11 protein-coding genes and 1 tRNA gene are annotated in these 12,329 nt (G+C 28.2%); 2 read left to right on the top strand and 10 right to left on the bottom strand.

Features of this window, described 5'->3' with window-relative positions:
• Positions 1-10: 10 nt before the first annotated feature.
• The 3 genes from GFV01_RS07685 to GFV01_RS07695 all read right to left on the bottom strand — a co-directional run bounded on the left by GFV01_RS07685 (position 11) and on the right by GFV01_RS07695 (position 3,426).
• Positions 11-1,021 carry a LacI family DNA-binding transcriptional regulator gene (locus tag GFV01_RS07685; protein WP_160566135.1) on the bottom strand — a complete coding sequence of 337 codons (1,011 nt, stop codon included), beginning with the start codon at positions 1,019-1,021 and terminating at the stop codon, positions 11-13.
• A 19-nt stretch (positions 1,022-1,040) separates the two neighbouring features.
• Positions 1,041-2,384 carry a sugar porter family MFS transporter gene (locus tag GFV01_RS07690; protein ID WP_160566138.1) on the bottom strand — a complete coding sequence of 448 codons (1,344 nt, stop codon included), beginning with the start codon at positions 2,382-2,384 and terminating at the stop codon, positions 1,041-1,043.
• Between the two features lie 463 nt (positions 2,385-2,847).
• On the bottom strand, positions 2,848-3,426 hold the full coding sequence (locus tag GFV01_RS07695; RefSeq protein WP_160566141.1) for a DUF4136 domain-containing protein: 579 nt from the start codon (positions 3,424-3,426) through the stop codon (positions 2,848-2,850).
• 175 nt (positions 3,427-3,601) lie between these two features.
• Between GFV01_RS07695 and GFV01_RS07700 the strand changes: the two genes are divergently transcribed.
• Positions 3,602-4,375: a threonine/serine exporter ThrE family protein gene (locus GFV01_RS07700; protein ID WP_160566143.1), complete on the top strand. Its 774-nt coding sequence runs from the start codon at positions 3,602-3,604 to the stop codon at positions 4,373-4,375.
• Positions 4,362-4,922 carry a threonine/serine exporter family protein gene (locus GFV01_RS07705; protein ID WP_160557778.1) on the top strand — a complete coding sequence of 187 codons (561 nt, stop codon included), beginning with the start codon at positions 4,362-4,364 and terminating at the stop codon, positions 4,920-4,922. The genes GFV01_RS07700 and GFV01_RS07705 overlap by 14 nt, the downstream gene beginning before the upstream one ends.
• Positions 4,923-5,142: 220 nt before the next feature.
• Here the strand turns inward: GFV01_RS07705 and GFV01_RS07710 are convergent, their stop codons facing one another.
• From GFV01_RS07710 to GFV01_RS07740, 7 genes are all read right to left on the bottom strand, one after another.
• On the bottom strand, positions 5,143-6,153 hold the full coding sequence (locus tag GFV01_RS07710; RefSeq protein WP_160566146.1) for an acyltransferase family protein: 1,011 nt from the start codon (positions 6,151-6,153) through the stop codon (positions 5,143-5,145).
• A gap of 564 nt (positions 6,154-6,717) precedes the next feature.
• A tRNA-Met gene (locus GFV01_RS07715) sits at positions 6,718-6,791 on the bottom strand.
• Positions 6,792-6,862: 71 nt separating this feature from the next.
• A complete protein-coding gene (gene ctlX, locus GFV01_RS07720) occupies positions 6,863-7,807 on the bottom strand; it encodes a citrulline utilization hydrolase CtlX (protein ID WP_221411122.1) in 945 nt (314 codons plus the stop codon).
• Entirely contained in the window at positions 7,800-8,720 is a 921-nt protein-coding gene (locus GFV01_RS07725; protein WP_160566149.1) for a dimethylarginine dimethylaminohydrolase family protein, read from the bottom strand. Before GFV01_RS07725 ends, ctlX begins: the two co-directional genes overlap by 8 nt.
• A 109-nt stretch (positions 8,721-8,829) precedes the next feature.
• A complete protein-coding gene (locus tag GFV01_RS07730) occupies positions 8,830-9,900 on the bottom strand; it encodes a glycosyltransferase (RefSeq protein WP_160566152.1) in 1,071 nt (356 codons plus the stop codon).
• 146 nt (positions 9,901-10,046) lie between these two features.
• Positions 10,047-11,219 (bottom strand): glycosyltransferase, encoded by a 1,173-nt coding sequence (locus GFV01_RS07735; RefSeq protein ID WP_160566155.1) that lies wholly within the window; start codon positions 11,217-11,219, stop codon positions 10,047-10,049.
• Entirely contained in the window at positions 11,195-12,328 is a 1,134-nt protein-coding gene (locus GFV01_RS07740) for a glycosyltransferase (RefSeq protein WP_160566158.1), read from the bottom strand. Before GFV01_RS07740 ends, GFV01_RS07735 begins: the two co-directional genes overlap by 25 nt.
• Position 12,329 lies beyond the last annotated feature (1 nt).

Raw genomic sequence — 12,329 nt, forward strand, 5'->3', positions numbered from 1 at the left:
ATGTATCTTATTAAGAAGATTGTTTTATTATTAATTTGGAGTTGTACACTCTCGGTTTGAATTTTAAATTTTTATCTTCAATCATGCCGGTAATTATTTCTACAGCTTCTTTGGATATTTCATACAAAGGTTGTTTTATATGGCTCACCGGTACTTTAAAGATGTCAAAGGCTTCTGATTCATCAAAGGTAATTAGTGCTAATTCATCGGGTATTTTTATGTTTAACGTCATTAATTTTTTAAGTCCTGCCAATGCTAATTTATTTGTTGCAAAAAATAAGGCATCAATGGGTTCTTCTTTTGATAGTAATTCATCTATAGCATGGGAAACTTCTATATCTATTTTCGCTTCATTAATGTATTTTATATTTTCTGATTTAATAGTTAAACCCCTATCCAACAAAGCTCTTTTATAGCCATTTACTCTTTCATTTATATGAATTAATTCCGTTTGAAATGATAGTATGCCTATATTCTTTTTTCCTTTTTTTATTAAATGTTCTGTGGCTTGATAGGATGCTCCGTAATTATTAGTAGTAATTACGGGTATTTCCATATTATTATTAAAATATCTGTCTATTAAAACTATCGGAGCATTGGTTTTAGCTAAATCCAATATATACTTTTCTGAGCCTTCTACCGGTAGAATTATAAAACCATCTACCTGTCTGGTAAGAAAAATATCTATTAATTGCTGCAATTTTTCTGCGTTTTCATCGGAACTTCCAATTAATATTACATATCCTTTGCTGCTTATCTCATCTTCAATAATCCTTGCTATTTGAGAAGCAAACGGGTTGGCAATATCTGCAACCAACAAGGCAATGGTATGAGTTTTTTTGGCTTTGAGACTTCGCGCTATGCTATTGGGTCGGTAATTAAGTTCTTTAGCTGCATTTTTTATTTTTTCTGCTGTTAGTTTACTTATTCTATCGGTATGACGACCGTTCAAAACATATGAAACCAACGCAGTCGAAACCCCTGCTTTTAAAGCAACATCTTTAATTGAAACTCTTTTCATAGTAATTGTATTTTATAGCTTAGTCAATAAGCCCTAATTCTTTTTCAATTTGTTCTAAAGATTTTCCTTTGGTTTCCGGAATCCAAAATTTAACAAAAATAAAGGCAATTACAGTAAATATTCCAAAAATTCCAAATAATGCACTGTCTCCTAAATTTGCTCGTATAATTGGTGCAAAATACACAGTTAAAAATGTACAACCCCAGCTAACAGCAGTTGAAAAAGACATTGCTAATCCTTTAATTCTATTAGGATAAATTTCGGATATAATTACCCACATTACCGGAGCAAAGGATGCAGCAAAAAAGGAGATATATCCTAATAAGGCTATTAAAACTCCCACACTATTTTTTTCAGGTTGCAAGAAAGCATATGTCAAATATCCTAATGAAACAGCCATTCCAAAAGCGCCCCATAATAAAAGAGTTTTACGACCTTTAGAGTCCACTAATTTCAAGGCAACTATGGTCATTAATACATTTACAATTCCCACGATCATGGATTGAAGTAAAGCTGTATCTCCACCTACTCCGGCAGAACGGAAAATATCCGGTGCAAATATTAATACAGCATTTATACCGGTAATCTGCTGGAATGCTGCTATAAGGGTTCCTATTGCAACTATTTTGCCAGTCTTTCCGTTAAATAATTCTTTACTGCTGGCTTTTTCTTTGTTCTTTTCAGCATTTATGGATTTTTCCATTTCTGGAAGTTCGTTTTTCACATAACTATCTCCTCCTATTTTATTAAGAATTTCTACGGCTTCGTCTTTTTTTCCCTTAGCTAAGAGCCAACGCGGACTTTCCGGAAATGAGAATATTAAATATAGTAAAAAAATGATTCCGAACAGGGCCGGAACTCCCAACATATACCTCCAACTTTCTTGACCTAAATTAATCAAGAAATAATCAAAAACATAGGCTAAAAAGATACCGATGGTTATTGCAAATTGATTGAATGATACCAACGTTCCTCTTTTATTGGCCGGGGAGATTTCTGAAATATACATGGGACCCACTACTGAAGTAGCTCCTACAGCGAAACCGGAAAGAACCCTGAAAATTGTTAATCCTATAAAGCCGGTTGCAAAAGCACAACCTAAAGATGAAATTATATATATGATTGCTGTTATGATCATAACATTTTTACGACCATATTTTTCAGCTATACTACCGGTAAAAAAAGCTCCAATTAAGCAACCAATCATTAAAAAACTGGCAACCGTACCTAATCCGCTATCGCTTAAACTGAAATCTTGCTTTATGAGATCATTGGCTCCGGCAATTCCTGCCATATTTAAACCGAACAATAAACCTCCATTTACTGCAACGAAAGTAATCCAATATAGATATTTTGTATTCATATTACATTTATGTTTGTGGTTTCATGCAGTAAAATTATATCATTTAACCGATTAAATGATTTTATTTGAAATGAGTTATATCATATTAAAGAAAGATAATATTTTTATAGGCGTGGAGATTGATAGTACAAAATTATATCTCTTATTTTTTCAAATGATTCAAAAATAATTTTATTAAATGTAAACAAAATGAATTCTTAAATTTAAATATTGTTAAATTGAAAAAAATGATTCTTTAACTTTAAAAAGATATTTAGTTTAAAAAATATAAATCTTTTATCTTTTCGAATTTATTGTTTAAACGATTAAACATTTGCTATAGATTTAAATATGCTTTATAATTCTTATATATTAAAATACATCATACAATCTTACTTAAGAAAGCTATATAATCTTAACCTAATAATTCTTTGTTCTAATATCCTATTATATTAATATAGGGGTATATATCATTAAATTTAAACTAATTGTAATAGTTCGTTTTGCTTGGTTTGGATTTTCTAATTTTCTTAGGCGGATATTTCTTAAACAACAAATTAATTGATGAATTATAAAAGGAAGCTCTAGAAGCGGTAGAAGTATTAAAAGGTTTAGAATCTACAACTTTTGATGTCCAAACTAAATTCTTGGTTTTTGCATCATCAAAATCGATTTTAAACGAATAATTAACAATTTTACTTTTATTTTTTATGGGAATATCTACATTAGTACCTAATCCAAACCAGCCACTTCCTCCTCCAATTCCTAAATTGACCGAACTGTTGGCAGGGTGTGTAAGTTGGGTATAAACTTCCACGGCTATATAAACATCGGGGTTATCAACATCTTTTATTAAACCTTTGGAAAGCAACACCGCATCCAGGTTTTTCATAAAATTGGTACTGTCTATTTTATTATTAAGTTTTACTTTATTATCTGCATAATAATTATAGGTTTTTACTGTAGAAAAATTATATCCTGAATCATAATCTACTGATAGATTATTGGTTTGACATGAAACCAATGTAATTAGTAAAATAAATAACAGCCAATGTGATTTCATATATTTATATAATTTACATTCAACATAAGTAACAAATTTACTAATATTTTAGTCATATTTTACTTGCCTATCTAAATTATGTACCTTTTATGTGATTGTTATCAGGTTTACGTTATTTTATCTCAAAACTTTACTTCCTTATTATAATTTTACACCTGTTAATTAATACTTCTATATGACTGATACTTCAATCGAAATAAAATTTGTAAGTGAAGTTATTTCAGATATTGCTATAAGCCTTATCATGAATGGTGCTAATACTTCGCGAACACTAAAAAATACGCAAAGAATAGCCGGGGCTCTTGGTTATGAAGCTGATTTATTTTTTTCGTTATCAGGCGTTGTACTTAGTGTGAGAGATAAGAAAACTCATGTTATGCATACTATAGTTCGTGCTATACCTCATATTGGAGTAAATTTTGAAATTGTTTCCGAGATCAGCATATTATCATGGAGAGTGATTCATGAACAAATGGATGTGAATGCCGTTAATGAACAATTTAATTCTATAAAGACAATTAATCATTACCCAAAACCCGCCATTTGGTTTTTTGTAGGTCTTGCCGGAGCTAGTTTATGCAGGATTCTTAATGGTAGTTGGATTGAGTTTTTTATAACTTTCCTTGCGACTGTTTTGGGAATCCTTTCCAGACAATTTTTAACTCAAAAAAAATTCAACATTTTTATAATTTTTACTATTGCTTCTTTTACTGCCGTATCTGTGGTGAATATTTTTAGATTAATCACCGGTCTTGATCTTAAAAGTGCTTTTGCTGCCAGTGTTTTATTTTTAATACCGGGTGTGCCTTTAATTAATTCTTTCATAGATATTTTAGAAGGATATGTTACACAAGGTATTGCCAGGGGAATACACGGATCAATGTTAATTTTTGTTATCGCTATGGGCCTATTTTTATCATTATTTTTATTTGGATATGGATTTAATTAATTTTTTTACCGTTTGTGAGAATGTAACTATTTGGGAAAAAGTATTTTGGTCTATGTGGGTATCCATAGGCTTTGCCGTTATATTTAGAACGCCTTACCGTTCGATGTGGGTGGTGGCTTTGTTAGGAGCTATGGGGTTTAGCTGCCGAGCTGTTTTATTACATTATTTTGAAAATCAAATTGTATTTTCAAGTTTTGCCGCTGCCAGCTTAGTAGGTATATCCGGCGTATATTTCGCTCATAGAGTACACACCCCTCCTATTGTATTTACGATTCCCGCTGTCATTAATATTATTCCCGGTAAAATGGGTTATGAGTTTATGATTTCTTTGATCGAGGTTATGACTTTAAAAGAAGGGGAACCTCTGCAATTTAATTATTTAGTAGAAATGCTTGAAAAAGCTACTCGTACAGGGTTTACTTTATTATCACTTGCATTTGGTGTTGTTTTTCCTTTATTAATTTTTAAAACCAGATCAGTTAAACAAACTAATCTTAATCAATTATTATTTAATAAACTGGTTCATATTAAGAAGAAAAATGAATAAATGATATGTTAAGCAAATTGAAAGTCTTATGATATAATAAATTATTTAACTGATTATATTTAATTTATCTTCATATACTTTAATTGAGTTATAAACAAAGTGAAATTAAACAATTTAATTTTTTAATAAATTATTTTTCAATTAGTTTTTGTTAGTTTAATATTATTTAGTAAAAAACAATCATATAGTTTTATATGATTGTTTTTTATGAACTTTTATTTTATTTATTAATTATCTTTTTATTTTTTGAAAAAATCATTTCAATTAATTTCAAAGGATTCATTATTAATTGAATAATTTTTAGCTTAGTTAAAAACAGACATATTAAAGTAATTGTTATAGTTGCTAATATATCTACTATAAGTGATATATGACTAAAATGTTTAGTAACTATCCCCCAATATACAGGATATACAATCATAATATGTAATAAAAGGATACCCAAACTAGCGGAACCAAATTTATAGAATGTATCCGGAATGATATTAAAAAATGCTGCTGAACTAAATATGGCAAAAACAAGAAAAATAATCCTTTGAACTAATCCATCGGTAATGGTAGGAAATACACTATAGGAATATCCACCAAATGTTGTGAATGCATGATAGGTTGTACCATATAAACAAACCCAAATACCAAAAATTGTAAAAAATAATACGGAATATATTTTTTTAATACTTTTTATTCTAAACCATATATCCTGTGGAGCATAATATCCTACAAAAAAATGAGGTATAAAAACCAAGATTCTTAATGCAGAAACATAATCAGGATGTAAAATAGGATCTATCTTTATAAATCCAACCGATAACGAAATAACCGTTGAAATTAGTAAGCTTGCCCATGCCGGTATATTAAACTTTTTTATTAGTATTATAAAATATCTCCAAAGTATTAATCCCGCAAGATACCAGAGAGGACCTATGGGTAATAGTATATATCGTACGATATTGAAATGCCCGGCAGCCATGGAGGGGATTGAATAAAAAAGCTGAAATAAATAATATACTAAAACAAAGCCTAAGAAGAATTTTTTAAACTTATCCCATGTTAAATTTTTTGAGAAATAACCTGAAATGATTATAAATAAGGGTATTGTAAAGGTTGAAGAAAAAATGTAAATTAAAAGTTTGATTTTAGATGTAAATAAATCATATTCACAAGTATGTGCTAATACAACAAAAAATATTAAAATGAACTTAGCGGAATCTAAAGATTTATTCCTTTCCATAAAAAAATAAAATTATTTAATAATAAACTATTTGTATAATAAATTTAATTTAAAATATAATGATCTGTTTATAAACATATAGATCCGACTGTTAATTATAAATTTAAATATTCTTAAAATTTATAAAAATCTCCAACTTCATATAGATAAATATTTACTTTATTTACCAGCATTTCCAAAGGTTAAAAGCTTCTATATTTTTATAAAAATTGGTCAAATATACATATAAAATGTTAATTCAATTCATATAATATTTATGAGTGAAAAGTAATGATAAAAAACACTTAAACAAATAAAAATCAAAAAAATGTTTATTTTATATTAATAAAATATATATTTTTATATATAATTAAAATATAACTATACTATATATTCTATTTATTTTTATATAAGATCAGTTTTACTTCTTGTTTATTTTTCATTTTTTTTCTCATACCCTATTTTTCCCAAAAAATAGAGTGTCGACAAAGTATTGATGGAAAACAAGATGATTAATTACTTTATAATCAAAAATATTTTTAAATAAAAAAACCCTCATAATTCTATATGAGGGTTATAATTTTGTAGCGAGGAGCAGACTTGAACTGCCGACCTTTGGGTTATGAATCCAACGCTCTAACCACCTGAGCTACCTCGCCAATTAATTGGAGGTGCAAATATAACGGGATTTCATTAATTTACAAAATTATTTAATAGTAAAAGCCGATTTTTAACTTTCTGCTTTAGGTAAAAATATTTCTGCTAACATACATCGTACGCCACCGCCGCCGTATTTTTCAATTGTGGGAATATCAAATACCAATATTTGACTGTATTTATTTATGGCATTTATTTGACCTGGATTCAAGGATTGATAGGCTGTATTGGACATTACTAAAAATCTTTCTTTTTTATCGTTTTCCAGTTGTAAGGTATTTCCTAAAAAATGATTCATTTGTTCTTCTGAAATGATAATTACCTCCTTTTTCGTAGTTTGTAAAAAGTCTATTACTAGTTTTCTTTCTTTTACATCTTGGATGGATTCTTTACAAATTATGGCGAAATCTTCTGCTACGCTCATCATTACATTGGTATGATACACCGGGTATCTTTTACCATTTTTTTCTTGTGTAGAATGAAAAACTACAGGTGAGAATTCCAAATCTTCACAAAACTCTATAAAAAGTTCTTCGTTGGTTCTTTCTGAAATGGCAGCATAGGCGATTTCATTAGTACGATCCAATACCATGCTTCCGGTTCCTTCTAAAAAAATATCTTCCTCTTCAGCCCGGCTGTAATCTATTATTTCATTAATTATAAATCCTTCCTTCTCTATACTATCCAATATATCTTCTCTTCTTTCTACTCTTCTATTTTCAGCATACATAGGATAAAGCACTACTTTACCGTCTGAATGGAAAGAAATCCAGTTATTTGGAAAAATTGAATCCGGTGTATGCGGTTGCTCCGTATCTTTAACAACCAAAACATTTATTCCGAATTTTCTAAGTTTATCAACCATATTTCTGAATTCTTCCTTTGCTTTTTCTTGAATAGATTCTACAGAAACCGAATCATTTTGTTGGAAGAAATTATTTTTTGCTGTTTGATAATTATACCCAAAGGAAACGGGTTCTATCATCAATACGGTATTTGTTATCTGCTTATTACTCATTTGTACGTATTAAAGGTAAAGTGGAACATCTTAGAAGGCCTCCCATTTTTGATATTTCATGGTATGGAACTTTTTCTACTTTTATATTCCATTCGTTTTCCAGAAAATTATTAAGCCTTTCAAATTTATTTTCCGAAATAACCACTTCCGGTGAAATGGAAAATACATTAGTATTCATGTAATACAATTCTTCGTCAGTTACTTCAAAGACATTATTTGTGCCAAAAAAATCAAGTAAGAAATGATAGTCTTTTTCATTTGCAAAACCTCCTTTGTAAAGAATAGCTTTATCTTTTCCAACAGGCATAAAGGTGCAATCGAGATGTAAAATTCCGTTTCTCGGATTTTTATCATCTTTTTTTAACGGTAAATTTATAAAGGTTTTATTAGGAAATAAATCTTTTAAGTAATCTATAGCATATTGGTTTGTTCTCGCTGTTTTAATATTCGCAAAGTCTTTTCCTTCATAAGCTCCGCAAAAAACAACATCGTTGTGAGGTATAATATCCCCTCCTTCAACTTTTGCTTTTTTAGGAAGATTATAAATATTCTGAAAATATATGGATTTGAATATTTCTTTATAAGCATAGAGTTCTTCTGCTCGATCTGCAATCATATTAGATATAATGATCTTATCTTCTATAACAAAGGCTACATCTCTTGCAAATACTTGGTTATAATCTTTTAAAATTTCGGGAGATAAAACCGTAACATCATATTTTTGAAGGGCTTTTTTAAATTCCTTCATTTCATGTATTACGTCTTCTTCTATAGGGTAACTGTTGTTTTTTACGTTTTCATAAGACTTTGCATCATAAGTTTCATTTAGTTCCGGTGTTTTTCCCATAGAACAGGGTTGACCCAGAACAACCACTTTCAGCTTTGATGTTTCATTTTTTATGTTGAGCTGCATAATATTTCATCTAGTTAATTGATTAAAAAAAATCAAAGTTAGTTCAAATTTACAGAAAATTTATTTTTAAGGAGTTTTACTTTATGTTAACGGGCTTTATTCGCCTAATTTAGTTTTTATTAGCTTCCAAAATTTTTTCATATTGGTAAATGATCTTATCTTTTGAAAATCTATTTTTTATGGAATTTTTTATACGATTTTTATCGTATTTTTTACTTAATGTTATTTTTATCTCCTCTGCAAAATTTTTATGATCTTCAATGGAAATTATCCTTCCGTTAACATTTTCTTCAATTATTTCATTGATTCCTCCTTTACAATTATTTGCTAATGAAAATGTTCCAGCAGCTCCTGCTTCTAACAATACATTGGGAAAACCTTCATATCTGGAAGAGAGGATAAATAAATCTGCATTTTTTAAATATGGATAGGGATTAGTTATTTTTCCTAAAAATTTTACATTATTAATTTGTAAAGAATCTTTTAATTCTATCAATTTTTCTTTATCGTCTCCCTCTCCTATGATATATAAAAATATATTTTCATTTTTAAGGTATGAAAAAACTTTTAATAGATTGTCAAAGCCTTTACGATAGGAAAGATTGCCGATAGCCACTACATTTTTAAAGCCTTCGGAAAATGGAAAATTCATAGGTTCGAGTGATTTTGTTTCAACTGCATCTACATCCACCGGATTATTGATTTTTATAATCTTTTTCTCACGTATTTTTAGGTTGTTTATGAGATCATTTTTCATATCATCACTCTGTGCAATGATTGTATCAAAATTATTATAAAAACGATAAAAAAATCTTATTTCCGGTCGGGTTACATGTTGAGAAACTATATTGGTTTCTCTTGCTATAAAACGTATTTTTGGAAAAAAGGGTATTATGGGTGCTAAATAGGCCGATACTTCTCCCCATCCGCCAAAAACAATATCCGGTTTTAATTTTCTAAGAGCCTTAACTATGGGAAAAAATGCATTTCTTATTCGAGATGTTTTTATATCTATAATTTCAATATTTTTATCTAAAAGCTCAAGATAATATCCTTCTTTTCTCATTAGAAGGAGCTTTGGAGTAAATTTATTTTTATCCAAATTATTTATAAGCAAAGTAATTATTCTTTCCGCCCCGCCCATATTTAAATCCGGAAGTATAAATAGTATGGTTTTCATTTATGATTTAATCGAATATAATTATCCTATATATCTCTTTGTAAGGATTTTAATAATATTTTACTATGAAATTTTAAATAATTTTAGGTGAAATGTTTTATTGATAATTTATTCCTTTATAATTAATTTAAATAATATTGTCTTATTTATAAATTATCTAAACTATTGCTTAAATGATTAACAGCATTTTTAAGCATAAAGGGCAAATCATTATTGTTCATTTCTTCGACATATTTACTGGGAATATTTGAATTTGTTAAGAATTCTTTCATTCCTTTGTAAATACCTTCTTCAGAATTTTCTACGATTTTCCCTAATTTTCCATTTTCTAATATTTCATTAACACCGGAAACATCGGTAGCTATTATAGGCTTTTTTAAGGTTAATGCTTCAAATAAAACGGTTGGATATCCCTCATAACGGGATGATAAGATAAAATAATCTGAATTTTTAAAAAAAGGATACGGGTTTTCTTGATAACCGACTAAAGTTACAGTTTCTTCAACTTTCAAAGATTTAATGAGGCTTAGTAAATCTTTAAAGTATCCATCTCCAACTATATAAATTTTATGTTTAAAACCTTCATTAAGAATTTTTTTATGCACTTTAATAAGCCTGTCAAAGCCTTTTTGTGGAGTAACCGTTCCTACGGCAACAAATATTTTTTCTCCTTCTTCTTTTTTGAAATTATAGTTAATTTGTTCTTTTGATTTATTTATAATTTCTTCTGCGTCTATGGGATTATAAATTTTATTTATTTTATCAAGATCTTCCTTTGTTGAAGCTAATTTTTCAAATCCAGACTTTATTTTATCTGATATTACCCAAATTTCATTTGCTTTGAAAAAGTTTTTTAATCGTTTCGGTGTATAATCAGATATACTAAATAAATCATTATGAACCCAGACAACTTTTTTAGAAGATTTAATAGGACTTTTCAGAACTTCTTCTAAAAGTCTATGATTGGCTATTAATTCAATATCATAATCTTGTTTTTTTAAAATGAATTTATAAAGAAGTTTTGGAAATAACTTTAATATTTCTTCATAAGATCTTCTATAAGCTTTTATGGGTATTTCCCAAGGCTTATTAGTAATTATCATTTCTCCTTTATGTAGATGGTATATGGGAATCCATGAAGGGACATCTTTTAAATATTTTCCTGATTTAAGATTTAAAAGCAGATCTATATCATATTTATCTTTGGGTAAATTTTTTAAAAAGGTTACTAAAACTTTTTCAGCTCCACCATGTCTTAATGAACCTATTCTTATGAGTATTTTCTTTTTTTTATTTACTTGTTTAACAATTTTTCCCATAAGTTTAAAATATTATCTTTTTTCCATTTTTGAGATTCTTGATACGAAGAAATATTTAATTTTTTTAATAAATTTTCATTATCTATTAATAATTGCAACTTTTCCGTAAAATCTTTTTTATCATGTGGTTTAATTAAAAATCCATTATTTTCATTAATTATGGAGGCCGGACCAAATTCACAGTCATATGAAATTAAAGCATTACTACAAAACATAGATTCAACTAATACTAAACCAAATGCCTCAGTCTCCGATGCTAATATTTGTATTTTACTATTTTTCATATACTCGCAAACTTCATCTTTTGTTTTGTTTCCTGTAATCTCTATATTACAATTAGGATGGTCTTTTATATAATTTTCTAAAAATTTTTTTTCAACTCCTTCTCCTACTATTACTAATTTCCATGAACCTGAATGAGATAAATTTGAATATATTTCAACTATTTGCTTTATATTTTTTTCAGGATGTAATCTGCCTACAAATAAAATTGAATTGTCTTTTTTCTCTAAACTAACATAAGGCATACTTTCATACGGTTCTCCTATAATATTAGTTATCAATATACTATTAGGATTTATTTTTTTATAATGTTCTTTTGATTCCTTATTTATATAAACTATGCCTTTTAAATTTTTATAATAAGGACGCATGATTGTAAACCAAAAAAAACCGCCTATTTTATAATTTATATGTTCCCAAGCTAGTGTTTTATTATTTATACCTTTCATGGTTGACAGCATGCTCGAAAGGGTATATCTGCATGTTATTATAGTATCATAATTCTGTTGATTGTTTTTCAACCATTTTTTAAGTAAACAGTAAACGCCATATTGATAAATGTAATTTTTAAAGTTTTCTTTTTTTGGAAGCCAAGAAAAGTATTTGTCCATAAATACCATTGCTCGAAACGATTTAATATTTCCGAAAGAATTTAAAACTACTGATTTAATCTTTGGATCTAAATGAAAAATAAATTTTTCATTACCGTCAAGACATAAGACAGTTATATCAAATCTACTACACAATTCATTCATTAAATTAGTTAAAACAGATTGAACGCCTCCCTTTTTACCTAGCGAATATGTTATAAATAATAATCTTTTCATA

Origin of the sequence: Apibacter sp. B2912, from assembly GCF_009827835.1 — a bacterium.
In the GTDB taxonomy this organism is placed as follows: Bacteria; Bacteroidota; Bacteroidia; order Flavobacteriales; family Weeksellaceae; genus Apibacter.